General features: G+C 72.1%; 16 protein-coding genes and 1 tRNA gene. 3 read left to right on the forward strand and 14 right to left on the reverse strand.

Translation table 11 applies throughout. From position 1 onward, the window contains the following. Positions 1–106 precede the first annotated feature (106 nt). On the forward strand, positions 107–5,191 hold the full coding sequence (locus B9W62_RS10370; protein ID WP_087806913.1) for an ATP-dependent helicase: 5,085 nt from the start codon (positions 107–109) through the stop codon (positions 5,189–5,191). A gap of 18 nt (positions 5,192–5,209) precedes the next feature. Beyond that, positions 5,210–6,040 carry an Fpg/Nei family DNA glycosylase gene (locus B9W62_RS10375; RefSeq protein ID WP_087806914.1) on the forward strand — a complete coding sequence of 277 codons (831 nt, stop codon included), beginning with the start codon at positions 5,210–5,212 and terminating at the stop codon, positions 6,038–6,040. A 29-nt stretch (positions 6,041–6,069) separates the two neighbouring features. Here the strand turns inward: B9W62_RS10375 and B9W62_RS10380 are convergent, their stop codons facing one another. The 12 genes from B9W62_RS10380 to B9W62_RS10435 form a co-directional block, all read right to left on the reverse strand. Beyond that, the gene (locus tag B9W62_RS10380; protein WP_087806915.1) at positions 6,070–6,558 is read right to left on the reverse strand and encodes an SRPBCC family protein; all 489 of its coding nucleotides are present in this window, start codon (positions 6,556–6,558) and stop codon (positions 6,070–6,072) included. Further along, complete coding sequence (locus B9W62_RS10385; protein ID WP_179235420.1) at positions 6,555–6,944, reverse strand: ArsR/SmtB family transcription factor; 390 nt, start codon at positions 6,942–6,944, stop codon at positions 6,555–6,557. The genes B9W62_RS10380 and B9W62_RS10385 overlap by 4 nt, the downstream gene beginning before the upstream one ends. Before the next feature lie 87 nt (positions 6,945–7,031). Continuing rightward, a complete protein-coding gene (locus tag B9W62_RS10390) occupies positions 7,032–7,295 on the reverse strand; it encodes a hypothetical protein (RefSeq protein ID WP_087806916.1) in 264 nt (87 codons plus the stop codon). A gap of 6 nt (positions 7,296–7,301) precedes the next feature. After that, on the reverse strand, positions 7,302–7,772 hold the full coding sequence (locus B9W62_RS10395) for a Dps family protein (protein WP_087806917.1): 471 nt from the start codon (positions 7,770–7,772) through the stop codon (positions 7,302–7,304). A 247-nt stretch (positions 7,773–8,019) separates the two neighbouring features. Then, positions 8,020–8,400 carry a helix-turn-helix domain-containing protein gene (locus B9W62_RS10400; RefSeq protein ID WP_003973269.1) on the reverse strand — a complete coding sequence of 127 codons (381 nt, stop codon included), beginning with the start codon at positions 8,398–8,400 and terminating at the stop codon, positions 8,020–8,022. A gap of 109 nt (positions 8,401–8,509) precedes the next feature. Beyond that, entirely contained in the window at positions 8,510–9,055 is a 546-nt protein-coding gene (locus B9W62_RS10405) for a CinA family protein (protein WP_087806918.1), read from the reverse strand. After that, positions 9,052–9,915: a CDP-diacylglycerol--glycerol-3-phosphate 3-phosphatidyltransferase gene (gene pgsA, locus B9W62_RS10410; RefSeq protein ID WP_087806919.1), complete on the reverse strand. Its 864-nt coding sequence runs from the start codon at positions 9,913–9,915 to the stop codon at positions 9,052–9,054. Before pgsA ends, B9W62_RS10405 begins: the two co-directional genes overlap by 4 nt. Next, complete coding sequence (gene rimO, locus B9W62_RS10415) at positions 9,912–11,393, reverse strand: 30S ribosomal protein S12 methylthiotransferase RimO (protein ID WP_087806920.1); 1,482 nt, start codon at positions 11,391–11,393, stop codon at positions 9,912–9,914. The genes pgsA and rimO overlap by 4 nt, the downstream gene beginning before the upstream one ends. Positions 11,394–11,495: 102 nt before the next feature. Beyond that, the gene (locus tag B9W62_RS10420) at positions 11,496–12,359 is read right to left on the reverse strand and encodes a helix-turn-helix domain-containing protein (protein ID WP_087806921.1); all 864 of its coding nucleotides are present in this window, start codon (positions 12,357–12,359) and stop codon (positions 11,496–11,498) included. A gap of 262 nt (positions 12,360–12,621) precedes the next feature. Next, entirely contained in the window at positions 12,622–15,372 is a 2,751-nt protein-coding gene (locus tag B9W62_RS10425) for a DNA translocase FtsK (protein WP_179235421.1), read from the reverse strand. Between the two features lie 216 nt (positions 15,373–15,588). After that, the gene (locus tag B9W62_RS10430; RefSeq protein WP_087806923.1) at positions 15,589–16,263 is read right to left on the reverse strand and encodes a response regulator; all 675 of its coding nucleotides are present in this window, start codon (positions 16,261–16,263) and stop codon (positions 15,589–15,591) included. A gap of 464 nt (positions 16,264–16,727) precedes the next feature. After that, the gene (locus tag B9W62_RS10435) at positions 16,728–22,217 is read right to left on the reverse strand and encodes a HAMP domain-containing protein (RefSeq protein WP_087806924.1); all 5,490 of its coding nucleotides are present in this window, start codon (positions 22,215–22,217) and stop codon (positions 16,728–16,730) included. 394 nt (positions 22,218–22,611) lie between these two features. On the opposite strand from B9W62_RS10435, the gene B9W62_RS10445 reads away from it, so the two are divergent. Next, complete coding sequence (locus tag B9W62_RS10445; protein WP_087806925.1) at positions 22,612–25,362, forward strand: SpoIIE family protein phosphatase; 2,751 nt, start codon at positions 22,612–22,614, stop codon at positions 25,360–25,362. Between the two features lie 67 nt (positions 25,363–25,429). Here the strand turns inward: B9W62_RS10445 and B9W62_RS10450 are convergent. Further along, positions 25,430–25,505, reverse strand: a tRNA-Thr gene (locus tag B9W62_RS10450). An 82-nt stretch (positions 25,506–25,587) separates the two neighbouring features. Continuing rightward, positions 25,588–26,250, reverse strand: a complete 663-nt coding sequence (locus B9W62_RS10455) for a DegT/DnrJ/EryC1/StrS family aminotransferase (RefSeq protein WP_179235981.1) — start codon at positions 26,248–26,250, stop codon at positions 25,588–25,590. Between the last annotated feature and the right edge of the window lie 115 nt (positions 26,251–26,365).

Consider the following 26,365-nt stretch of genomic DNA (forward strand, 5'->3'; position numbering starts at 1 on the left):
GTCGACGACCGACGGACGAGCCGGGCCGGGCCGAACCGGGCCGACGGCGAACGGGCCGTACGCCCGGATCGGGGCGGTTGTCAGTGGCCGGGTGCACGATGGAGCCATGGTCAGCTCCGCACACCGAGCCCTGGACGGCTTCTCCCCCGCGACCCGCGGCTGGTTCACGGGGGCCTTCTCCGCGCCCACCTCCGCCCAGGCGGGCGCGTGGCAGGCCATCTCGCAGGGCTCGGACGTGCTGGTGGTCGCCCCCACCGGTTCGGGCAAGACGCTGGCCGCCTTCCTCGCCGCGCTGGACCAGCTGACCTCGACGCCTCCGCCCGCCGATCCCAAGAAGCGCTGCCGTGTCCTGTACGTCTCCCCGCTGAAGGCCCTGGCCGTCGACGTCGAGCGCAACCTCCGCAGCCCGCTGACCGGCATCCGCCAGGAGTCCGTGCGCCTCGGCCTGCCCGAGCCCGAGGTCAAGGTCGGCATCCGCTCCGGCGACACCCCGGCCGCCGAGCGCCGCGCCCTGTCCACCCGGCCGCCGGACATCCTGATCACCACCCCGGAGTCCCTGTTCCTGATGCTGACGTCGGCCACGCGCGAGGCGCTGACCGGCATCGAGACGGTGATCCTGGACGAGGTGCACGCGGTCGCGGGCACCAAGCGGGGCGCCCATCTCGCGCTCACCCTGGAGCGGCTGGACGAGCTGCTGCCGAAGCCGGCCCGGCGCATCGGCCTGTCGGCGACGGTCCGCCCGGTGGACGAGGTGGCCCGGTTCCTCGCCCCGCGCGGCCGGGTCGAGATCGTCCAGCCGGAGTCGGGCAAGGAGTTCGACCTGTCGGTCGTCGTCCCCGTCGAGGACCTCGGCGAGCTGGGCGGCTCCCCGGTCGCGGACGGCAACGAGGGGGCGGAGCGCCCGTCCATCTGGCCGCACGTCGAGGAGCGGATCACCGACCTGGTCCAGTCGCACCGCTCCACGATCGTCTTCGCCAACTCCCGGCGGCTGGCCGAGCGCCTGTGCAACCGGCTCAACGAGATCGCGTACGAGCGGGCCACGGGCGAGCCCCTGGACGAGCACCACTCGCCCGCCGAGCTGATGGGCGGCTCGGGCGCCGCCCAGGGCGCCCCGCCCGTGATCGCCCGCGCGCACCACGGCTCGGTCTCCAAGGAGCAGCGCGCCTTGGTCGAGGAGGACTTGAAGGCGGGCCGCCTGCCCGCCGTGGTCGCCACCTCCAGTCTGGAGCTGGGCATCGACATGGGCGCCGTCGACCTGGTCGTCCAGGTCGAGTCACCGCCCTCCGTCGCCTCCGGCCTCCAGCGCGTCGGCCGCGCGGGGCACCAGGTCGGTGCGGTCTCCACGGGCGTGGTCTTCCCGAAGTACCGCGGCGACCTGGTCCAGTCGGCCGTGGTCACCGAGCGGATGCGCAGCGGCGCCATCGAGGCCCTGCGGGTTCCCGCCAACCCGCTGGACGTGCTGGCCCAGCAGCTGGTGGCGATGACCGCGCTGGACACCTGGCAGGTCGACGACCTCCTCGCCACCGTCCGCCGCGCCGCGCCCTTCGCCTCGCTGCCGGAGTCGGCCTTCACGGCCGTCCTGGACATGCTCGCCGGCCGCTATCCCTCCGACGCCTTCGCCGAGCTGCGCCCGCGCGTGGTGTGGGACCGCATCGCCGGCACGGTCACCGGCCGCCCGGGGGCGCAGCGGCTCGCCGTGACGTCCGGGGGCACGATCCCCGACCGCGGGCTCTTCGGGGTGTTCCTCGCCGGTGCCGACCCGAAGAAGGGCGGCGGCCGGGTCGGCGAGCTGGACGAGGAGATGGTGTACGAGTCCCGCGTGGGCGACGTCTTCACGCTCGGCACCAGTTCCTGGCGGATCGAGGACATCACCCGCGACCGGGTCCTGGTCTCCCCGGCGCCGGGCGTGCCGGGCAGGCTGCCGTTCTGGAAGGGCGACCAGCTGGGCCGCCCCCTGGAGCTGGGCCGTGCGCTGGGCGCGTTCCTGCGCGAGGTCGGCTCGCTGTCCACGGAGGACGCCCGGCTGCGTCTGGTCACCGCGGGCCTGGACGCCTGGGCCGCGGACAATGTGCTGTCGTACCTCGACGAGCAGCGCGAGGCCTGCGGCCACGTCCCCGACGACCGCACCATCGTCGTCGAGCGGTTCCGCGACGAGCTGGGCGACTGGCGGGTGGTGGTGCACTCCCCGTTCGGCGCCCAGGTCCACGCCCCCTGGGCCCTCGCCCTGGGCGCCCGGCTGTCCGAGCGGTACGGGATGGACGCGCAGGTGATGCACGCCGACGACGGCATCGTGCTGCGGCTGCCGGACGCCGACCTGATGGGCCTGGACTTCCTCGACCAGGACCCTTCGAAGCCGGGCCTCGAGTACGACGCCGAGCAGGCGCCGGTGGGCGCGGCCGATGTCGTCTTCGACAAGGGCGAGGTCGACCGGGTCGTCACCGACCAGGTGGGCGGCTCGGCGCTGTTCGCGTCCCGGTTCCGCGAGTGCGCCGCCCGCGCGCTGCTGCTGCCGCGCCGCAGCCCGGGCAGGCGCACCCCGCTGTGGCAGCAGCGCCAGCGCGCCGCGCAGCTGCTGGAGGTGGCGAGCGAGTACGGCTCGTTCCCGATCGTCCTGGAGGCGGTCCGCGAGTGCCTCCAGGACGTGTTCGACGTCCCCGGCCTGGTCGAGCTGATGGGCGACGTGGAGTCCCGCAAGGTCCGCCTGGTCGAGGTCACCACGCCGGAGCCGTCCCCGTTCGCCCGCTCCCTGCTCTTCGGCTACGTCGCCCAGTTCCTGTACGAGGGCGACTCGCCGCTCGCCGAGCGCCGGGCCGCCGCCCTGTCCCTGGACTCGCGGCTGCTGGCCGAGCTGCTCGGGCAGGCGGAGCTGCGCGAGCTGCTCGACGCGGAGGTGCTGACCGAGCTGGAGCGCGAGCTTCAGTGGCTCACCGAGGACCGCCGCATCAAGGACTCCGAGGGCGTCGCCGACCTGCTCCGGATGCTCGGCCCGCTGACGGACGCGGAGCTGGCCGAGCGGGGCGCCGAGCCGCAGTGGGCGCCCGAGCTGGCAGCGGCCCGCCGCGCGATCAGGGTGCGGATCGCCGGCGCCGACCACTGGGCGGCGATCGAGGACGCGGGCCGGCTGCGCGACGCGCTGGGCACGGCGCTGCCCGTCGGGGTGCCGGAGGCGTTCACGGAGCCGGTCAAGGACCCGCTCGGCGACCTCCTGGCCCGCCATGCCCGCACCCACGGCCCCTTCACCTCGGTCACCGCGGCGGCCCGCTTCGGTCTGGGCGTGGCGGTCACCGAGGGCGCCCTCCAGCGGCTCGCGGGGTCGGGACGGGTCGTGCAGGGCGAGTTCCATCCGGCCGGCATCGGCCAGGAGTGGTGCGACGCGACCGTGCTGCGCAGGCTGCGCCGCCGTTCCCTGGCCGCGCTCCGGCACGAGCTGGAGCCGGTGGCACCGGCCGCGCTCGGCCAGTTCCTCCCCCAGTGGCAGCACATCGGCAAGGGGCACACGCTGCGCGGCGTGGACGGGCTGGTCCGCGCCGTCGAGCAGTTGCAGGGCGCCTCGGTGCCCGCCTCCGCCCTGGAGAAGCTGGTCCTCCCCTCCCGCGTGGCGCACTACAACCCGGCGATGCTGGACGAGCTGACGGCCGCGGGCGAGGTGGTGTGGGCCGGAGCGGGTTCGCTGCCCGGCAAGGACGGCTGGGTCTCCCTCTACCTGGCGGACGCGGCCCCGCTGCTCCTGCCGCCCCCGCATCCCCTGGAGACGACCGCCCTGCACGAGTCCGTCCTGAGCGTGCTCGCGGGTGGGTACGGCTTGTTCTTCCGCCAGATCGCCGACCAGGTCCGCGCCACCACCCACCCGGAGGCCACCGATCCGCAGCTGGCCGACGCCCTGTGGGACCTGGCCTGGTCCGGACGGCTGACGAACGACACGCTCGCGCCCCTGCGTTCCCTGCTGGGCTCCGGGCGCACCGCGGGCTCCACGGCCCACCGGGCCAAGCGCACGGTGCCGCGCGGACGGTACGGCTCGCTGACGGCCGCCGCCCGCCCGGCGTCCCGCACCGGCCCGCCGACGGTCGCGGGCCGCTGGTCGCTGCTCCCGGCCCGTGAGGCCGACGGCACGGTGCGGGCCCACGCGCTGGCCCGCACCCTCCTCGACCGGCACGGCGTGGTGACCCGCGGCGCCGTCGCCGCGGAGGGCGTCGAGGGCGGCTTCTCGGCGGTGTACCGGATCCTGGCCGCGTTCGAGGAGAGCGGTCAGGCCCGGCGCGGGTACGTGGTGGAGGGGCTCGGGGCGGCGCAGTTCGCCATGGAGGGCGCCGTGGACCGGTTGCGCGCGGTGGCGAACGCCCGCGAGCGCGGCGACGGCCCGCCCGGACCGGAGGACTTCGCCCGCGGCTCCGCGACCCGGCCCGGACCCGGCGGCCTCGCCGGGCCTCCGCACGACTCCCCCGGACCGGCCGACGACTCCGCCTTCGGCCCACCGGGCCCGCTCGGCCCGCTCGACCTCCCGGATCCCTCCGGCGACGCCCCGGACCCCTTCGCCGACTTCGCCTCCGACAGCCGTGGCGGCTCCGGGGGCCCGGGGCCCGCCGACGACGTCTTCGCCGATCCCGACGGCCTGGGCCGTTCGCCCTCCCGGGGCGACTACATCTCACCTCGCGACTATGCCGAGCCGGGCGCGGGCGGCCCGCGCGGCGGTGGCCCGCGCGGGGGCGGCGCGCCCGGCGGTGGCGCGCGCGGGGGCTTCCAGGGCCCGCGCGACCCGTACGGCGCCGGACAGCCCGGCCGCCGCGACCGCGCCGCCGGCGGACCCCGGGCCGTCGTCCTGGCCGCCGCCGACCCGGCGAACGCGTACGGTGCGGCCCTCGGCTGGCCCGAGCCACCGGCCGGTGCCACCCACAAGCCGGGCCGCAAGGCGGGCTCCCTGGTGGTGCTCGTGGAGGGCGAACCGGCGCTCTACATGGAGCGCGGCGGCAAGACGCTCCTGCTGTGGCCCTCCGACCCCGACCGGCTGCCCACCGAGGACCCGCGTCTGCGGGCCGCCGCGCAGGCGCTCGCGGAGGCGGCCCGCGCCGGTTCCCTCGGCACGGTCACGGTGGAGCGCGTCAACGGCACGGCGGCCCTGACGTCCCCCTTCGGCCCGCTCCTGGAGGGAGCGGGGTTCATCGCCACCCCGCGCGGTCTGCGGATCAGGGCCTGACCCTGTCACCCTTGACCCATGCCCGAAGGAGACACGGTCTGGCAGGCGGCGCGACGGCTGCACGACGCCCTCGCGGGCAAGGTGCTGACCCGCAGCGACTTCCGTGTCCCCCGGTACGCCACGGTCGACCTCACCGGCCGCACCGTCCTGGACGTCACCCCGCGCGGCAAGCACCTGCTCACCCGGGTCGAGGGCGGCCTGACGGTGCACTCGCACCTGCGGATGGACGGTTCCTGGAAGGTCTTCGCCCCCGGTCAGCGCTGGAGCGGCGGCCCCGCACACCAGATCAGGGTGATCCTGGGCACCGCCGACCGCACGGCCGTCGGCTACCGCCTCCCGGTGCTGGACATCCTGCGCACCGGTGACGAGCAGCGCGCCGTCGGTCATCTGGGTCCCGACCTGCTCGGTCCCGACTGGGACCCGGCGCGGGCGCTGGACAACCTGCGCGCGGACCCGGCCCGCCCGCTCGGCGAGGCCCTGCTGGACCAGCGCAATCTCGCCGGCATCGGCAACGTCTACAAGAGCGAGCTGTGCTTCCTGCTCGGCGTCACGCCGTGGCTGCCGGTCGGCGAGCTGCCGGCCGACCGGGCCGAGCTGCTGCCCACGTTCGCGAAGAGGCTCCTGGAGGCCAACCGCGACCGTCCCGTCCGCCGTACCACGGGCCTGCGCGGCCAGGACCTGTTCGTGTACGGCCGGGCGCCCCGCCCCTGCCTGCGCTGCGGCACGTCGGTCCGGGTGGCCGACCAGGGCGACGGCTCCCGCGAGCGCCCCACGTACTGGTGTCCGACCTGCCAGAGCGGGCCCGCGCCGCGTCCGGGCGGCCTGGCGGGTGCCCGGACGCGGCGCTGAGGAAGCCGCCGGGAATGCCGCGGTGCGGCTCAGCCGGTGGTGAGCAGGGCGTCCATCTGACCGGCCGCCTCGCGCAGGCCTTCCTCCATGCCCATCGTCATGAGCTGCTCCATCTGCTCCCTGGTGTCAAAGACGGCCCGCATCTCCATGCGGGTGCCGCCGTCGCGCCCGGTGAGCGTGACCCGGTTCGTGGTGGTCGGCATCGCGGCGTTCGGCACCCCGTCCTCGTCGGCGAACCCGTCGGTGAACTCCAGCGACCTCGGGGCGTCGACCGTGGCCACCCGCCACCAGCCGCGGAACTTCTCGCCTTCCGGGCCGGTCATGAAGTACGTGACGTCCCCGCCGGGGGTCAGGTCGTGCTCCTCCACCGTCGCCGGGTAGGTCGGCGGTCCCCACCAGCGCTCCAGCTGCCGGGGGTCGGACCACAGCTGCCACACCCGCTCCACGGGGGCGGCGAAGTCGGCGACCAGGGTGAGGGTCAGGTTGTCGAGGTCCTTGTCCAGGCTGGTGACACTCATGGGCTCTGTCCTTCCGTCGGTCGGTGCGTCTCGGATTCGGCTTCCGGCGCCTCGGCGAGCAGGTCGGACATCCGCTCCACCCGCCCGCGCCAGGCGGCCTCGAGTTCGTCCAGGGCACGGCGGGCCCGGCCCAGGGCGTCGGGATCGGTCCGCACGAGCTGCTCCCGTCCGCGGCGCTCCTTGACCACGAGGCCGGCCCGCTCCAGTACCGCGACGTGCTTCTGCACCGCGGCGAAGCTCATCGGGTAGGCCTCGGCCAGCCGCGACACCGACAGCGCGTCCCGTGCGCAGCGGCGCAGGATGTCGCGGCGGGTCAGGTCGGCCAGGGCCTGGAAGAGGCGGTCCGTGCCCGCTTCCGTTTCTTCGGCCAGTCCATCTACAACCATTTGGTTGTACGTTACTCTCCCCGACCTCCGCCGTAAAGCCGTGGAGCCGTGGAGCCGCGGAGCCGTGGACTCCCTCCGCCACTGGGGTCAGGGCCCCTCCGGGCGGGTCGGGGCCGGGCTCCGCTCCGCCCCGCGCAGGGCCCGTCGCCACCGCCCCGCTCCCAGCGCCCCCGCCGCCCGGCGCCTCGGCACACAGTGCACCGGCAGCACGCTCAGCCCCCAGCCGCCGACCGCGACCGCCCCTTCGAGCACCCCGGCGCCCGGTTCCAGCGCCAGGCGCAGCACGGCCCACCACCACAGCGCGCCGAGGACCAGCGCGGCCGCCCGGCGAGCCGTCCGCGCCGAGACCATCCCGCGTCAGCCGTTTTCGGCCTGGAACATCCAGTGCTGCTTCTCGAGATCGGCCGTGATCTGGATGAAGATGTCCTGGCTCACCGGATCGGGGTCACCGCTCGCCGCGATCCGCTCGCGCATCCGCCCGATCACCGCGCCGAGCGCGTCCACGACGGTCTGTACGGCGGTGGTGTCGTCGACCCAGCCCTCGGGGGTCACGTCGATGCCGCTGCCCACGGCGACCGTCGCGGCCCGGCCGTCCGGGGAGACACCGAGCGCCGAGGCACGTTCCGCCACGGTGTCCGAGTGCGTGCGGGCGGTGCCGACGAGTTCGTCCAGCTGGAGATGGACGGAGCGGAAGCGCGGGCCGACCACGTTCCAGTGGATCTGCTTCGCCACCAGGGACAGGTCGACCAGGTCCACGAGGGCGCCCTGCAACGCCTCGGAGACGGTCTTCAGGTCCGCGTCGGACAACGGGCTCTTCACGACGTACATCCACGCCTCCGTCGGTACGCCCCCCGGCCATCTCCCTCCACGATGACCGCACCCCCACGGACCGGCAAACGGACCGGCACAAACCGGGCGGCCGCACCGCCGGCGGCGCTCACGCCCGCGCGCACGGGACGCACGGGTCGCACGGAACGCACGGAACGCACCTGGGCATGCGAAGGCCCCGACCGCGTCCCTCCGGTCTCCCGGAGCGACCCCGGCCGGGGCCTCACACGCACACGTTCTCGACCGCTCAGGCGGCGACGACGTCCACTGCCTCGGCGGGCGCCTTGATGGTCACCCGTTCCGGTGGCACGCCGGTCACCGAGACGGAACCCAGCATCGGGCGCACCGGTGCCGGTACGGTCTCGCTGGGTGTCGCCGCAGCGGACCGGGCCAGCTCGGCGAGGGCGAGTTCGTCGCTCACTTCCCGCATGAGCTCGGACATCCGTACGTCCAGCGCGTCGCAGATGGCGGAGAGCAGCTCGGAAGAAGCCTCCTTCTGCCCCCGCTCCACCTCGGAGAGATAGCCGAGTGAGACTCGGGCGGACGAGGAGACTTCGCGCAGAGTACGGCCCTGGCGCTGGCGCTGCCGACGCAGCACGTCACCCAGCAGGCGACGGAGCAGAATCATCGGTGGCTCCCTCCTCGGACCGTGTAACCGCATCCTTCACGCCCCACCGTACCGCCTCGCGCCGCGGCCGTGCGGGGAGCGATGTCGTGTTCACTCAGGGCTGCAAACATCAAAACCCCCCGTTCCGTTCCGTATCCTGTGCCCGCTCATTCCCGGTCTGTTCGCTCGCAAGCTCCCTCAAAAGAAGTGCGAGTACGCTCCGTACACTCTCCATACGAATTTCCGCGCGGTCGCCGTTCAACCGCAGCGCCTCCACTTTTCCGCCATCGGCGCAACCCTGCCCGGCCCCGTGAGGCCCTGCCACGGCCACGAAAACGGTGCCCACGGGCTGCCCGTCCTGCGGGTCCGGACCGGCGACACCCGTCGTCGCGATGCCCCAGTCGGCGCCCAGCGCCGTGCGTACGCCTGCCGCCATCCGGGCGGCGACCTGCGGATCCACCGCTCCGCGGGCCGCGAGCAGCTCGCCGTCGACGCCGAGCAGCTCCCGCTTCAGTTCCGTCGCGTACGCGGTGACGGAGCCCCGGAAGGCCTTGGACGCTCCGGGGACCGCCGTGAGCGCGGCAGCGACCATTCCGCCGGTCAGTGACTCGGCGACCGCGAGGGTCTCGCCCCTGACCGTGAGTAGTCGCACCACGTCGGCGGCCGTGGAACTCAAGCTTCCGTCTCCTTCAACGCCGCTCTGCGTTCGGCGATTCCCCGGCGGCGCAGCACAATGGCCTGCTTCACATAGTCCAGTCCGGTCGCCACGGTCAGGACGACCGCCGCGGCCATCACCCAGAACCTCAGGGTGGCCAGGGGCCCCGTCAGCGCCAAGACGTACATGCCGACGGCGATGCCCTGGGTGAGCGTCTTGAGCTTGCCGCCCCGGCTGGCGGGGATGACGCCGTACCGGATGACCACGAAACGCAGGACGGTGATCCCGAGTTCCCGGCCGAGGATGACGGCCGTCACCCACCACGGCAGGTCACCCAGCGCGGACAGGCAGATGAGCGCCGCGCCCATGATCGCCTTGTCGGCGATGGGGTCGGCGATCTTCCCGAAGTCGGTGACGAGGTTGTACGTGCGGGCAAGATGTCCGTCGAAGAGGTCGGTGATCATGGCGATGGCGAAGGCGGCCCAGGCGAAGGAGCGCCAGGCCGGGTCGTACCCGCCGTTGCCGAGCATCAGCGCGACGAAGGCCGGCACGAGGAGCAGCCGGAGCATCGTCAGCAGATTGGCGACGTTCCAGACGCTCGCCTGGTTGACGGCCGCGGCCGCGATCTTGCCACCGCGCCCGGCCGCACCGCCCTCGGTCGAGCCCCGTTCCGCCGGGCCCCGTTCCGCCGCGCCCCGATCCGTAGTCCCTCGGTCCGTGGTGCCCCGATCCGTCACCCCACGTTCCGCCGCGCCCCGGTCGGCGGCGCTCCCCGGGCCCGTACGCTCGGCCGGTTCCTGGGCCGCGCCCGAGGTCCCGCGCGGGCCGGTCCTGCGCGCACTGGAGGAGCCGCCCGCCGCGGACGCCGGGACTCCGGTCATCTGCCGGCCTCCTCACTCCACTCGGGCGCGCCCGGCAGCGGTTCGGCCACCAGGTCGACGCCCTCCGTACCGACCACCTTCGCGTCGACCATACGACCGACACTCAGGCCCTCGCCGCTCGTGAGCAGCACCTGGCCGTCCGTCTCCGGCGCCTGGTGCTCCGCGCGGCCGCGGACACCGTCCCCTTCGCCGGCCGGGTCCACGGACTCGACGAGCACCCGCACGGTCGCGCCGACGCGCTCGTCGGCCCGCTGCGAGACCAGTTCCTCGGCCAGGCGGGAGACGCGGGCCAGCCGTGCGGCGACGACGTCCTCGTCCAGCTTGTCGCCGTAGGTCGCCGCCTCGGTGCCCTCCTCGTCGGAGTATCCGAAGACGCCGATGGCGTCGAGGCGGGCGTGGTTCAGGAACCGCTCCAGCTCGGCGAGGTCGGCCTCGGACTCGCCGGGGAAGCCGACGATGAAGTTGGAGCGCACACCGGCCTCGGGCGCCTTGCTCCGGATGGTGTCGAGCAGCTCCAGGAAGCGGTCGGTGTCGCCGAAGCGGCGCATCGCGCGCAGCACATTGGGAGCGGAGTGCTGGAAGGAGAGGTCGAAGTAGGGCACGACCTTCTCGGTGGAGGTCAGCACGTCGATCAGACCGGGGCGCATCTCGGCCGGCTGGAGGTAGCTGACGCGCACCCGCTCGATGCCGTCGACCTCGGCCAGGTTCGGCAGCAGGGACTCCAGCAGGCGGATGTCGCCGAGGTCCTTGCCGTAGGAGGTGTTGTTCTCGGAGACCAGCATGATCTCCTTGACGCCCTGCTCGGCCAGCCACCGCGTCTCGTTCAGGACGTCGCTGGGGCGGCGCGAGATGAAGGAGCCGCGGAAGGACGGGATGGCGCAGAAGGAGCAGCGCCGGTCGCAGCCGGAGGCCAGCTTCACCGAGGCGACCGGGGAGCCGTCCAGGCGGCGGCGCAGGGGCGCGCGGGGCCCGGAGGCGGGGGCGACGCCCTCGGGGAGGTCGGTCGGGCCGTGCCCGGGCAGGGCGACCGAGGCGCCGGCCTCCTGCCGCTCGGCGGGGCTGATCGGCAGCAGCTTGCGCCGGTCGCGCGGGGTGTGGGCGGCGTGGATGCCGCCGTTCAGGATGGTCTGCAGGCGGTCGGAGATGTCGGCGTAGTCGTCGAAGCCGAGGACGCCGTCGGCCTCCGGGAGGGCGTCGGCCAGCTCCTTGCCGTACCGCTCGGCCATGCAGCCCACCGCAACGACGGCCTGCGTTCTTCCGTGGCCCTTGAGGTCGTTGGCCTCCAGGAGGGCGTCCACGGAGTCCTTCTTGGCGGCCTCGACGAAGCCGCACGTGTTCACGACGGCGACGTCCGCTTCCTCGGCGTCGTCGACGAGCTTCCAGCCGTCCGCCTCCAGACGGCCTGCGAGCTCCTCCGAGTCCACCTCGTTACGGGCGCAGCCAAGGGTGACGAGTGCGACGGTACGGCTTTCAGGCATGGGCTCAAGACTACTTCGTCCCGCCGACGGCCCATGTCGACGGGGTTGGCCGATCCCGGCTGATCCCGGCCGACCCCGTCCCGGCTCGTCCCCCGGGGCTCGCTATCCGACCTGCGGGTCGCCCTTGGTGTACGTCAGGCGCTCGACGGAGCCGGGCTGGAAGTCGTCCTCGATCTTCTTGCCGTTGACGTAGAGCTGGATGGCTCCGGCGTCGCCGAGGACGAGCTTGACCTTCTCGTTGTCCTGGAAGGTCTTGGAGTCGCCCTGCTTGAGCAGTCCGTCGAAGAGCAGCCGGCCGTTGTGGTCCTGGGCGGAGATCCAGCTGCGACCCTCGGTGGCGCTGACCTTGACGGTCACCTTGTCCGCGGGCGCGGCGGCGATGGCGCTGTCGCTCGGTTCCGGCTTGGGGTCGGCGGGCTTCTCGGGCTTGGCGCTCGACGAGGCGGACTCGCCGGACGAGGGCTGGGCGCCCTCGGCGACGCTCGCCTCGTTGCCGCCGTCGTCGCCGCCCTTGACGAAGGTGAAGCCCACGAAACCGATCACCGCGACGATCGCGGCGACCATGGCGGCGGTCCAGTTGGGTCCGCGCCGCTCGGGACGGATGCGTTCCGCCTCGAACAGGGGCGCGGCGGGGGTCGGCGCCGGTCGCCCGCCGTGCTCGGCGTCGAACCGCGCGAGCAGCTCGGCCGGGTCGAGCCCGACGGCCTTGGCGAGGGTGCGGATGTGACCGCGTGCGTAGACGTCACCGCCGCAGGGCGCGAAGTCGTCCGCCTCGATGGCGTGCACGATGGCGATGCGGACCCGGGTGGCGGTGGTGATGTCGTCGACGGTGAGCCCGGCGGCGATCCGGGCCTGCTTCAGGGCGCGGCCAACGGAGGGGCGGGCATCCTCGGAGACGTCGGCAGGGACGTCTCGGGACACGTCTTCGATCGGACGCTCGTCTTCGGGGGAGTTTCCGTTGGACACGGGGGCGCCTTTCGAGCGTGTGGCCGCCTGTGCTGGGCGTTCAGTCTAGGGGGGGTGCAAACGGGTGGGGCAACCGGGCGGTACGACCTTTACGCCATCGGAATGGCCCGGCACCCCGATGGTGGACTACCTGTTTGTCACTTCCCTCAACTTGACGTAGGGCATGGGGAAACGGTTGCTCAATGATCCCTAACGGGTGAGTCACGATCGGCCGCCCGGCCGTCCTGACCCTCCGTCGACGGAACCCCTCGCACGCCGTTGCCTACCCTTCAGACTCCCCCCGGATCACCGCGAGCACGCCGTCCAGCTCGTCAGGCTTCACAAGAACGTCACGAGCCTTTGAGCCTTCGCTCGGCCCGACGATGCTCCGCGACTCCATCAGGTCCATCAGCCGCCCGGCCTTGGCGAAGCCGACGCGCAGCTTGCGCTGGAGCATCGAGGTGGACCCGAACTGCGTGGAGACGACCAGCTCGGCCGCCTGGCACAGCAGGTCGAGGTCGTCGCCGATGTCCTCGTCGATCTCCTTCTTCTGCTTGGTGCCGACGGTGACGTCGTCCCGGAAGACCGGCGCCATCTGGTCCTTGCAGTGCTGGACGACGACCGCGACCTCCTCCTCGGTCACGAACGCGCCCTGCATACGGGTCGGCTTGTTCGCGCCCATCGGCAGGAAGAGGCCGTCGCCCTTGCCGATGAGCTTCTCGGCGCCGGGCTGGTCGAGGATGACCCGGGAGTCGGCGAGCGAGGAGGTGGCGAAGGCGAGCCGGGAGGGCACGTTGGCCTTGATCAGACCGGTGACGACGTCGACGGACGGCCGCTGGGTGGCCAGCACCAGGTGGATGCCGGCCGCGCGCGCGAGCTGGGTGATCCGCACGATCGCGTCCTCGACGTCGCGCGGCGCGACCATCATCAGGTCGGCCAGCTCGTCGACGATCACCAGCAGGTACGGATACGGCTGGAGTTCGCGCTCGCTGCCCTCGGGCGGCTTGACCTTGCCCTCGCGCACCGCGCGGTTGAAGTCGTCGATGTGCCGGTAACCGTAGGCGGCGAGGTCGTCGTAGCGCAGGTCCATCTCGCGCACGACCCACTGGAGCGCCTCGGCGGCCCGCTTCGGGTTGGTGATGATCGGCGTGATCAGGTGCGGGATGCCCTCGTAGGCCGTCAGCTCGACCCGCTTGGGGTCGACCAGGATCATCCGGACGTCCTCCGGGGTCGCCCGCATCATGATCGAGGTGATCAGGCAGTTGATGCAGGACGACTTGCCGGAGCCGGTGGCGCCGGCCACCAGCATGTGCGGCATCTTCGCCAGCGAGTGCATGACGTAGCCGCCCTCGACGTCCTTGCCGAAGGCGACCAGCATCGGGTCGTCGTCCTCGGCGGACTCCGCGAGGCGCAGCACGTCGCCGAGGTTGACCATCTCCCGGTCGGTGTTGGGGATCTCGATGCCGACCGCGGACTTGCCGGGGATCGGGCTGATGATCCGCACGTCGGGGCTGGCGACGGCGTACGCGATGTTCTTGGTCAGCGCGGTGATCCGCTCGACCTTCACGGCGGGGCCCAGCTCGACCTCGTAGCGCGTGACCGTCGGTCCGCGGGTGAAGCCGGTGACCCGGGCGTCGACCTTGAACTCGGTGAAGACGGTGGTCAGCGAGTCCACTATGGCGTCGTTGGCGGCGCTGCGCGCCTTGCCGGGCCCCCCGCGCGTGAGGGAGTCCAGGGACGGCAGGGAGTACGTGATGTCGCCGGAGAGCTGGAGCTGCTCGGCGCGCGGCGGCAGGTCCCGCTCCTTGGGCAGCGGCGTCTTGGTGAGGTCGGGGACCGCACCGCCCGCCGCGTCCGGTCCTGGGGCCTTGGCGGGGTCCTTCTTGAGCTTGCCCGGCTGCGGCCGCGCGGCCGGCACGGGCGTGGGCGTCGGCGTGGTGGACTCGCGCTCCCCCGTGCTCACGCCCTGGGTGAGGTCGGCGACCAGCGGCGAGGGCGGCATCCCGTGCAGTACGGCTCCGTCGAGCGCGGCGGCGGCCGCCGCGGCGACGTCCACGGCGTCCATCGGACGGTTCATCTCGGGCTGCGGCACGGCGGACCGCCGGGGCCGGCCGCGGCGCCGGCCGAGGGCCTCCTGCTCGGCCGCGTCGGGGTCGTACGGCTCGGCGGCGGGTGCGCCGCGCTTGCGGGGCCGGGCGGGCAGCGCCTCGCGCCACTGCTCGTCGTAGCGCTCGTCGTCCTCGGAGAACTCGTCCGCCACCGGGTCGTGCACCACGCCCAGCCGCACCCCGAGCTGCCGCAGCCGCTGCGGGATCGCGTTGACCGGGGTGGCCGTGACGACGAGCAGCCCGAAGACCGTGAGCAGCACGAGCAGCGGCACGGCCAGCACGTCGGTCATCGTGTACGACAGCGGGGTCGCAGCGCCCCAGCCGATGAGGCCGCCGGCGTCCCTTATGGCCTGCATGCCCTCGCTGCGGGCCGGCGAGCCGCAGGCGATGTGCACCTGGCCGAGCACGCCGACGACGAGCGCGGACAGGCCGATCACGATCCGCCCGTTGGCCTCGGGCTTCTCGGGGTGCCGGATCAGGCGTACGGCGATGGCGCCGAGCAGGATCGGCACGAGCAGGTCGAGGCGGCCGAAGGCGCCGGTCACGAGGATCTCGACGAGGTCGCCGACGGGGCCCTTGAGGTCGGCCCAGGTGCCCGCGGCGACGATCAGCGCGACGCCGAGCAGCAGCAGGGCGACGCCGTCCTTGCGGTGGGCCGGGTCGAGGTTCTTGGCGCCCTGCCCTATGCCGCGGAAGACGGCGCCCACTCCGTGCGCGAGGCCCAGCCAGAGCGCGCGCACCAGCCGGTAGACGCCTCCGGTGGGGTTCGGAGCCGGTTTGGGCGCGGGCTTCTTCGCCGCGGCCTTCTTGGCGGGCGCCTTTTTCGCGGGTGCCTTCTTCGCCGCGGCCTTCTTGGCGGGACCCTTCGCGGGAGCGGCCGCCTTCTTCGCGGTCTGCTTCTTGGCTGCGGAGGGACGTGAGGCCATGGGTGTGAGGTTACCGGGGGAGACGGCGGTCGACACGTGTGCCTACCGCTTCACCCGTTCGTGTCGCCCCTGCGCGGGGGCGGAACTGACGCTTCCGCTACTGCTCCTGACAAGCTCTCACGGGCCGTCCGACCGCACCGCGTCACGGACGTCCACGCCGACCGGCGCGGCGGGGTACGCGGGCACGGCACGCGGGCACCAGGGGCACGCGCGGCGTCAGTTGACGGCGGCCTGGCCTCCGGAGGCGCCCGGCTCCAGGGCGTCCAGCGCCCGCCGGAGTCCGGTGAGCTTGCGCTCCAGGTGGGCGGCCGTCGCCACCGCGGCCGCGTCCGTCGACTCGTCGCCGAGCTGCTTGGACAGCGCCTCCGCCTGCTCCTCCACGGCCGCCAGCCGCGCCGACAGCTCGGCGAGCAGCCCGGCCGGCTCCTTGGCCTCGCCGGCCTCGGCCTTGCCGTTGCCCTCCAACTGGAGCCGCAGCAGCGCCGCCTGCTCACGCAGCTGGCAGTTCTTCATGTACAGCTCGACGAAGACCGAGACCTTGGCCCGCAGCACCCAGGGGTCGAACGGCTTGGAGATGTAGTCCACCGCGCCCGCCGCGTACCCGCGGAAGGTGTGGTGCGGGCCGTGGTTGATCGCCGTGAGGAAGATGATCGGGATGTCCCGGGTCCGCTCCCGTCGCTTGATGTGCGCGGCGGTCTCGAAACCGTCCATGCCCGGCATCTGGACGTCCAGCAGAATGACCGCGAAGTCGTCCGTGAGCAGTGCTTTGAGCGCTTCCTCCCCGGACGATGCCCGCACCAGCGTCTGATCGAGCGCCGAGAGGATCGCCTCCAGCGCAAGCAGATTCTCCGGCCGGTCATCGACCAGGAGGATCTTGGCCTTCTGCACCATGGCCCGCCCTCCTCGCCCCGGCGTGGGGCCTCCCCTGTCCACAGGACCTGGCACGGCACCGGCGGGTGCCGCCCCTGGGGACGGCTCCCTTGCGCCGTCCGTCCTTGTGCCGGTCATCGTAGCCGCACCCCGCCTGTCGCCACACCCTGTCACCGTGATGTCACTGTGCTCGTAGCAGAAACGCGGCGGGAGACCAGAAGGTTCCCCGAATCCCGTACTCCTACACGGCTTCGGGCACGCTGAGTCAGCGACTCCGCGCGGACTCCGAAGGTTCCCGCCGTTGACACACACCCCACGTTCGCACACCGCCCGAGCGGACCGCACGGAAGGTGCCCGTACGTACGAGGACTCCGTGCCCGAACGTACTACGGGCCCGGGGTCCGAGCGTACCGATCACTTCCCGCCCGGACCCCGGCCGCCGCCACCGGCTCCCCCGCGGGCCGCCGCCACCGTCCGCCCTGCGCCTACTCCTCGCGCATCCACTGCTGCATCACCGTCAGCAGGTGGTCGGGGTCGACCGGCTTCGTCACGTAGTCGGACGCGCCCGACTCGATCGCCTTCTCCCGGTCGCCCTTCATCGCCTTGGCGGTCAGCGCGATGATCGGCAGACCGGCGAACTGCGGCATCCGGCGGATCGCCGTGGTCGTCGCGTACCCGTCCATCTCCGGCATCATGATGTCCATCAGGACGACGGCCACGTCCTCGTGCTGCTCCAGCACCTCGATGCCCTCGCGCCCGTTCTCCGCGTACAGCACGGACAGGCCGTGCTGCTCCAGGACGCTGGTGAGGGCGAAGACGTTGCGGATGTCGTCGTCGACGATCAGCACCTTCTGCCCGCCGAACCGGATCCCCCGGTGCCCCGGCGATGCCGACTCCTGCCCGGCGCCCTGCTGCCGCTCCTGCGGCTCGGGCCGGTCCTCGGTGTCCGCGGCCGACTTGCGCCGGCGCCGGAAGAGCGCCGCGGCACCGTTCGGCGCGTCCTGGTACGACATCACCTCGCCCGGCGCCGTGAACGGCGTCTCCGGCAGCTCGTCGGCGCCGCCCGGGGACGCCGGCAGCTGACCGGCCTCCACGGAGGGCATCGGCTGCTGGTAGCCGTGCGGGGGCAGCTCGCTCGGGTGCAGCGGCAGGTAGAGCGTGAACGTCGACCCGCGGCCCGGCTCGCTCTGCGCGTGGATCTCACCGCCGAGCAGCTGCGCGATCTCCCGCGAGATGGACAGCCCGAGACCCGTACCGCCGTACTTGCGGCTGGTGGTGCCGTCGGCCTGCTTGAACGCCTCGAAGATCACCTGCATCTTGCTGGCCGCGATCCCGATGCCGGTGTCGCTCACGGAGAACGCGATCAGCTCGGCGTCCGGGTCGTTCACCGAACCGGCCTCCAGCAACTGCTCCCGGATGGCCTGCGGAACCTCGTCCCGGGCCGGGCGGATGACCAGCTCCACGGAGCCCGAGTCGGTGAACTTCACCGCGTTGGACAGCAGGTTGCGCAGCACCTGGAGCAGCCGCTGCTCGTCGGTGTGCATGGTGGCGGGCAGCCCCGGCGACACCCGCACCGACAGGTCCAGGCCCTTCTCCGCGCTCAGCGGCCGGAAGGTGGCCTCCACGTAGTCCACGAGCTGCACGAGGGCGATGCGCGTCGGCGAGACGTCCATCTTGCCCGCGTCGACCTTCGACAGGTCGAGGATGTCGTTGATGAGCTGGAGCAGGTCGGAGCCGGCGCCGTGGATCGTCTCGGCGAACTCGACCTGCTTCGGGGTCAGGTTCGCGTCGGCGTTGTCGGCGAGCAACTTGGCCAGGATCAGCAGCGAGTTGAGCGGCGTACGCAGCTCGTGCGACATGTTGGCCAGGAACTCGCTCTTGTAGCGCATCGAGACCGCGAGCTGCTCGGCACGCTCCTCCAGGACCTGCCGGGCCTCCTCGATCTCGGTGTTCTTCACCTCGATGTCGCGGTTCTGCTGCGCCAGCAGCTCGGCCTTCTCCTCCAGTTCGGCGTTGGACGACTGGAGCGCCTTCTGCCGCTGCTCCAACTCCTCCGACCGCTCCCGCAGTTGCTCGGTCAGCTCCTGCGACTGGCTCAGCAGGACCTCCGTCTTGGTATTCACGGAGATGGTGTTGACGCTCGTCGCGATCATCTCGGCGATCTGGTTCAGGAAGTCCTTCTGGATGTGCGTGAACGGCGTGAACGACGCCAGCTCGATGACGCCGAGCACCTGCCCCTCGAACAGCACCGGCAGCACGATCACCTGCGCGGGCGGGGCCTCGCCGAGCCCGGAGGAGATCTTCAGGTAGCCGCTCGGCGCGTTCTCCACGAGGATCGTGCGCTTCTCCTGGGCGGCGGTGCCGACCAGCGCCTCCCCCGGCCGGAACGAGGTGGGCATGGACCCCATCGAGTAGCCGTACGACCCCAGCATGCGCAGCTCGTACGCGTCGCCCTCGGCGCCCGCCTGCTCCTGCCCGTCGACCAGGGGCATCGCGAGGAAGAACGCCCCGTGCTGGGCGGAGACCACCGGCGTCAGCTCGCTCATGATCAGCGAGGCCACGTCCTGGAGGTCGCGGCGGCCCTGCATCAGGCCGGAGATCCGGGCCAGATTGCCCTTGAGCCAGTCCTGCTCCTTGTTGGCGATCGTGGTGTCGCGCAGGTTGGCGATCATCTTGTTGATGTAGTCCTGAAGCTCCGAGATCTCGCCCGAGGCGTCCACGTCGATCTTCAGGTTCAGGTCGCCGCGGGTCACCGCGGTCGCCACGCGCGCGATGGCCCGCACCTGCCGGGTGAGGTTTCCGGCCATCTCGTTCACCGACTCCGTCAGGTCGCGCCAGGTGCCGTCGACGTCCCGCACCCGTGCCTGACCGCCGAGCTGCCCCTCCGTGCCCACCTCGCGAGCGACGCGGGTGACCTCCTCGGCGAAGGAGGAGAGCTGGTCGACCATCGTGTTGATGGTCGTCTTCAGCTCCAGGATCTCGCCGCGCGCGTCGATGTCGATCTTCTTGGTCAGGTCGCCCTTCGCGATCGCCGTGGTGACCATGGCGATGTTGCGCACCTGACCGGTCAGGTTGGACGCCATCTGGTTCACCGACTCGGTGAGGTCCTTCCAGGTCCCCGACACACCCGGCACCTGTGCCTGGCCGCCCAGGATGCCGTCGGTGCCCACCTCGCGGGCCACCTTGGTCACCTGGTCGGCGAAGGACCGCAGCGTCCGCACCATGGTGTTGAAGGTGTCGGCGAGCTGCGCGACCTCGCCGCGCGCCTCGATCGTCACCGTCCGCGTCAGGTCGCCGTTGGCGACGGCCGCGGCCACCTGGGAGATGTTCCGCACCTGGACCGTGAGGTTCTTGGCCATCAGGTTGACGTTGTCGTTGAGGTCCTTCCAGATGCCCACGACGCCGGGCACGCTCGCCTGGCCGCCGAGGATGCCCTCCGTACCCACCTCGCGGGCCACCCGCGTGACCTGCTCGGCGAACGACGACAGCTGGTCGACCATCGTGTTGACGGTGGTGACCAGCTCGAGGATCTCGCCCTTGGCGTCGACGGTGATCTTCTTCGACAGGTCGCCCTTGGCGACCGCCGTCGTCACCTCGGCGATGTTGCGCACCTGCATGGTCAGGTTGTTGGCCATGCCGTTCACGGACTGCGTGAGGTCCTTCCAGGTACCGGAGACGCCCTGCACCTCCGCCTGGCCGCCGAGGATGCCCTCGGTGCCCACCTCGCGCGCGACGCGCGTGACCTCCTGGGCGAACGACGACAGCTGGTCCACCATCGTGTTCAGGGTGTTCTTCAGCTCCAGGATCTCCCCGCGCGCGTCCACGGTGATCTTCTGGGACAGGTCACCGCGCGCGACCGCCGTGGCGACCTGCGCGATGTTGCGGACCTGGGCGGTGAGGTTGCCGGCCATGCCGTTCACCGAGTCCGTCAGGTCACGCCACACACCGGCGACCCCGGGCACCTGCGCCTGACCGCCGAGACGGCCCTCCGTGCCCACCTCCCGGGCCACCCGCGTGACCTGCTCCGCGAAGGACGACAGCTGGTCGACCATCGTGTTGATGGTGTTCTTCAGCTCCAGGATCTCGCCGCGCGCGTCCACGTCGATCTTCTGGGACAGGTCACCGCGCGCCACCGCCGTCGTCACCTGCGCGATGTTGCGCACCTGGGAGGTCAGATTGCCGGCCATGGAGTTGACGGAGTCCGTCAGCTCCTTCCAGGTCCCCGACACGCCGTCGACCCGGGCCTGACCGCCCAGGCGGCCCTCCGTGCCCACGTCCCGAGCCATCCGCGTCACCTGGTCGGCGAAGCTGGAGAGCTGGTCCACCATCGTGTTCACGGTGTTCTTCAGCTGGAGCATCTCGCCGGAGACGTCCACGGTGACCTTCTGCGACAGGTCGCCGTTGGCCACCGCCGTCGTCACCTGGGCGATGTTCCTCACCTGACCGGTGAGGTTGCGGAACGCGGTGTTGACGGAGTCGGTGAGGTCCTTCCACGTGCCCGCCGCCCCCGGCACCTGCGCCTGACCGCCCAGCTCGCCCTCGACCCCGACCTCGCGGGCCACCCGGGTCACCTCGGCACCGAAGCTGGAGAGCTGGTCCACCATCGTGTTGACGGTGTTCTTCAGCTCCAGCATCTCGCCGGCCACGTCCACCGTGACCTTCTGCGACAGGTCACCGCTGGCCACGGCCGTCGTCACCGCGGCGATGTCCCGCACCTGCGTGGTCAGGTTCCGGAAGACCGTGTTGACGGAGTCCGTCAGGTCCTTCCAGATACCGGCCGCGCCCGGCACGTTCGCCTGGCCGCCGAGCTGCCCCTCCCCGCCGGTCTCGTTCGCCACGCGTGTGACCTCGTCCGCGAAGATCCGCAGCGTCTCGGTCATCTGGTTGATCGTCTCGGCGAGCTGCGCGACCTCGCCGCGGGCCGGCACCGTCACCTTCTTCGACAGGTCGCCGTTGGCGACCGCCGTCGTCACGTGCGAGATCTCCCGCACCTGGGCCGTCAGGTTCCCGGCCATGGTGTTGACGGAGTCCGTCAGCTCCTTCCACACCCCGGCCACCCCCGGCACCTGCGCCTGCCCGCCCAGGGCGCCCTCGGTGCCCACCTCGCGGGCGACGCGCGTCACCTCGGACGAGAACGCGGAGAGCTGGTCCACCATCGTGTTGACGGTGTTCTTCAGCTCCAGCATCTCGCCGGCCACGTGCACCGTGACCTTGCGGGACAGGTCGCCCTTGGCCACCGCCGTCGTCACCAGCGCGATGTCCCGCACCTGCGCGGTGAGCCGGTACGCCATCGTGTTGACGGAGTCCGTCAGGTCCTTCCACGACCCGGACATGCCCCGCACCCGGGCCTGACCGCCCAGCTTGCCCTCGGTGCCGACCTCGCTGGCCACCCGTGTGACCTCGTCCGTGAACGTCGACAACTGGTCGACCAGGTTGTTCACGGTCCGGCCGACCTTCAGGAACTCACCGCGCAGCGGCTGCCCGGTGCCCTCGTCGTTCTGCGTGCGCAGCTCCATGCGCGGCGACAGATCGCCGTCCGCGACCGCCGACAGCACCCGGCTGACCTCGGAGACCGGCCGCACCAGATCGTCCACCAGCGCGTTCGAGTGGTCGATCGCGGCCGCCCAGGACCCCTCGCAGGCCCCGGTCTCCAGCCGCTCCGTGAGTTTTCCCTCACGTCCGACCACGCGCCGCACCCGCGCCAGCTCACCCGTGAGGTGCAGATTGCGGTCGGCCACCTCGTTGAAGACCGCCGCGATCTCCGACATCACGCCGTCGCCGGACACCGTGAGCCGCCTGCGGAAATTCCCCTCGCGCATGGACACCAGCGCCGCGAGCAGCCGGTTCAGCGCGGCCGTGTCCACCGTCGTACTGCCGCTCCGCGCGCCGCCACCCCGCGATGTGCCCTGGTTACTCAGGGACTGTCCGCCTTTCGCGCGCGTCTTCGTGGCCCGCGTCGCTGCGCCAGACTCCACTGTGTCCCTCCCGCAGGGGTCGACCGATACCGCTGTGCCCGATCCTCCAACGCACGGCGGACCGGTTGCTGCCGCTTGATTCCCGTACTGCCGGGCGATCCGGTCCGGCACGCCGGACCGCTTCCAGGGGCTGCTGCCCACCCGACTCGGCGCGCATTCACCTGCCCGGACCTTCATAAGCAGCTTGCCCAGTGTTTCACCCCGGCCGAACCAGGCCATAACAGTTCGGCAGCTTCGCACATCGTCCGCACACCCTCTGGGCGGAAACACTGCAGACCGGCATCCGGATGGACGGCGAAGGTAAGTAACCTTGCATACGGCTGTCCAGCCGAACCGGTCCCGTCCGGTCTGGGCGGTGGCACGGAGACGAGCGGGCATCGGAGGGGCGGCCGGAATGACCACCGGACTGATCCCGGGGGAGCAGCCCCCGGATCCCGGGCCGACGGGTGGACTGCCGCAGCAGCGGCGCGAGCCGGTCGGCCATGAGGCCGTGCCCGGGGAGAGAGGGTCGAGGAGTTCTGTGATCACCGCGCGCGCGGCCGCCAGCTTCGAGCCCGTCGGACGATCCGTGGCGAGCGCCCGGTCCTTCGTGCGCGACACGCTCCAGGGCTGGGGCCATGCCGACATCGTCGACGACGCCGTGGTGCTCACCAGCGAACTGGTGACCAATGCCGTGGTCCACGCCGGCACCACCGCCGACGTCCTGTGCCTGCGCAGCGACGACGGCGTACGGATCGAGGTGGCCGACCACTACCCCGAGCGCGAGGTCCCCCTCCAGGGCTCCCCCGCCGACATGGGCAACCTCGACCGCGAGGGCGGCCGCGGCCTCCAGCTGTGCGCGGCCCTGGCCGACCGCTGGGGCGTGGAGTACACACCCACCCTGAAGAACGTCTGGTTCCACCTCCATCTGCCGGAGCGTCCGGTCGGCACCCGCGCCGCCGGCCCCTCCCTCCCGGCGGCCCTGCTGCCGCTCGCCGACGGCCGGGTCCGCGTCGCCGTCGTCCAGATCGACCGCACCGGCGCGGTCACGTCGTGGAACGAGGACGCGGAAGAGCTCTTCGGCTACACCGCCGACCAGGTCACCGGAAAGCCGCTGACCGACCTCGCCGCCTGGCCGCACACCCCCGGCACCAGCACCGGCATCGCCGAGGCGCTCCGGCTCTCCCGCTGGGAGGGCAGCTACGGCATGCGGGGCGCCAACGGCCGCGTCACCCCGGTCTACGCCTCCCACCTGCGCGTCCGCGACGCCGACGGCGAGCCCTCCACCGTCTGCCTCCTCGTGCGCGACCACGAACGCGCGGTGCTTCAGACCCCGTTGCGGGTACCGGCCTCCGACTCCCCGTCCTCCGAGGGCCAGAGCACCGACCCCTTCGAGGTGTTCATCGGCTCCCCCGCCCCGGACGACCTCGACGGCCTGCTCCAGCGCACGGTCGAACGCGCCCGCGACATGCTCGACGCCGACGCCGCCTTCCTGCTTCTGGCGACCGACGACGAAACGGAGTTGGAGGTCCGCGCCTCCACCGGCCTGCCCTCCGCCCGCCAGCGTTTCGCCCGCGTCCCCGTCGAGGCCGGACCCGGCCGCTACGGCTCGGCGCGCATGCCCGCCGTCCACGACGACCTCGAGTCCGTCCCCGGCGCGATCCCGCTGCTCAACAGCACGGGCATGCGCTCGGTCGTCACCGTCCCGCTCAAGGTCGAGGGCCGCCTCACCGGCTCCCTCGGCGTCGCCGCCGAGGCCGCCGGCCGGTACTCCAACGAGGAGGCGCTGCGCCTCCAGTTCGCCGCCGACCGCATCGCGCTCGCCGTCGAGTCGGCGCGCCTCGGCGAGCTGGAGCGGCTGCGCCGCGGCTCGCTCAGCTTCCTCGTCGAGGCCTCCGACCTCCTCGCCGGCACCCTCGACCGCGACCAGACACTGGCCCTGATGGCCCAGATGACGGTCCCCACGCTGGCCACCTGGTGCGCCGTCTACACGATCGCCGACCAGGCCTCGGACCCCTACCTCTCGTACGTCCTGCACGAGGACGAAGAGCTCATCGACGGCATCAAGTCCCTGCTGTCGAAGATCGCCCCGCCCGACCCGGTGCCCACCCCGGGCGCCCGCGTCTGGACGGCCCCGGCGGAGATGGCCCACCAGGCGGCCCTGCGCACCTCCATGCGCGACCTCGGCCTCAGCGGCGGCGCACCCCAGCCGCTGAGCACCGGCATCGGTCCGACCCTCGCCACGGCCTCCGCGGTCGGCGGCGAGACCGTCGTCCTGCCGCTGGTCGCCCGCAACCGCGTCATCGGCATGCTCACCCTCGGCAAGCCCACCGACGACCACTTCCGCCAGGAGATCCTCGAACTCGCCGAGGACCTGTCCCGCAGGGCCGCCCTGGCCCTGGACAACGCCCGCCTGTACTCGGAGCGCACGGCCATCAGCCAGTCCCTCCAGCGCAGCCTCCTGCCCCCGGAACTCCCCGTCGTGGACGGCGTGGAGGTCGACGTCATCTACCGCGCCGCGGGCGAGGGCAACGAGGTCGGCGGCGACTTCTACGACCTCTTCCCCATCAGCGACGACGCCTACGGCTTCGCCATCGGCGACGTCTGCGGTACGGGCCCCAACGCGGCGGCCGTCACGGGCCTCGCCCGGCACGCCCTGCGCCTGCTGGCCCGCGAGGGCCTCAGCGGCCCGGAGGTCCTCCAGCGCCTGAACTCCGCCATCCTCGACGAGGGCGCCCGCAGCCGCTTCCTCACCCTGCTGTACGGCGAGATGCGCCCGCAGGAGGACGGCGGCGCGGAGCTGAAGGTGGTCTGCGCCGGCCACCCGCTCCCGCTCCGCCTCCGCCAGGACGGCACGGTGGAACCGGCCGCCGAACCGCAGCCCCTCCTCGGCGTCATCGAGGACCTGGAGCTGTACGAGCAGACGGTCACCCTCGACCCGGGCGACGTGCTGCTCTGCGTCACGGACGGCGTCACCGAACGCCGCGAGGGCACACGCATGCTGGGCGACGACGGCCTCGCCGACGTCCTGACGACCTGCACGGGTCTGACGGCTGGCGCGGTGGCCGCCCGCATCATGCGCGCGGTGGAGCGCTTCGCGTCCGACGCCCCGTCCGACGACATGGCGATCCTCGCGATGCGCGTCCCGGAGCCCCACGCGGACTGACCGCGGACTGACCAGGGCATGCGCGAGCATGCGAAAGGCCCCGCCCAATTGGGCGGGGCCTTTGTGCTGGAGCCCCCAAACGGAATCGAACCGTTGACCTTCTCCTTACCATGGAGACGCTCTACCGACTGAGCTATAGGGGCCTGTCGCTTTCGAGGTTTCCCTCGCGGCAACGGAATAGATCATACCCCGAACAAGCCGGTGCTCCCAACCACGGACTTAGACTCAGTACGCGGGCTGCAACAGCCCACCGAGCGCGTTGCAGGCGGACACGATCCGCTGCATGTCCCGCTTGGTCAACGCGGCTTCGACGGGAAGCGCGAGCGTCTCCTCGACGGCCCGCTCCGTCTCCGGCAGCGACACACACCGCCGGAAGCCGGGCATCCGGTGCACGGGCGTCTTCACCGGCACCCGGCACTCGACACCCCTCCCCCGCACGGCACGCGCGAACGCGTCGCGGTCCGGCCGCCCGTTCCCCGGCACCCGCACCACGTACTGCTGATAGGTGTGCCCGTCACCCCCGTCGGGGGTCCGCACGCCCCTCAACTTCCCGTCGAGGTAGGCCGCCCGCTGCCTGCGTCGCGCTATCTCGTCGTAGGGCGCCTCGGACTCCTCTCGCTCCAGCACGAGCAGTCCGTGCCGCTCACCGATCCGGTGCAGGGAGCCCATGTCCGCCGGCCGCCCGAACCGGTGCACGACGACGATGGCCGCGGTCCTGGACGTCAGCGCCGCCTCCACCGAAGAGGCGTCCAGGCAGTACGTCGCCGGATCTATGTCGGCGAACACCGGCGACGCGCCCGCCAGGGCCACGGCCTCGGCGACTTCCACGTTCCCGAAGGCAGGTACGACGACCTCGTCACCGACACCCACGCCGGCGGCCCTGAGCATTGCTGCAGTACCCATAAGTGGGATGGTCGGGGCGCAACGTGAACTCGAAGTAACAGAAAGCAAAAAAGGGCTGGTCGCGGAACCGAAGTTCCGGGACCAGCCCTTTCTAATATTT

Source organism: Streptomyces sp. CS113 (assembly GCF_002188365.1).
In the GTDB taxonomy this organism is placed as follows: Bacteria; Actinomycetota; Actinomycetes; order Streptomycetales; family Streptomycetaceae; genus Streptomyces; species Streptomyces tendae.